Below are 255 nucleotides of genomic sequence, written 5' to 3'. Positions count from 1 at the left end.
ATACTGTACCAACCGGACACTTGAAAACTTCAACCTTGAAGTCCTAAAAAAGATCGGGGTCCTTGACTCTGGTGAACTTACCCTTGATTATGACAATACGATCATTTTCAATGAGAAACAGGACAGCCAAATGACCTACAAAAGGGATTATGGCTATCAGCCGGGTGTCTGCACGATCAATGAGCAGTTTGTACTTTATATCGAAAACAGGAACGGGAATTCTGATGCAAAGTCATTTCAAAGGGATACGCTCGG

At 42.4% G+C, this 255-nt stretch carries 1 pseudogene; it reads left to right on the top strand.

Annotation, left to right across the window (positions count from 1 at the left end):
• A pseudogene (locus ACFE6N_RS23605) lies at positions 1-255 on the top strand (IS1380 family transposase); the annotation flags it as partial.

This window comes from Pedobacter sp. BG31 (genome assembly GCF_042464845.1).
Lineage (GTDB): Bacteria > Bacteroidota > Bacteroidia > Sphingobacteriales > Sphingobacteriaceae > Pedobacter > Pedobacter suwonensis.
Note: the sequence above shows the minus strand (reverse complement) of the source record. Positions and strands in the feature narration are given on the sequence as shown.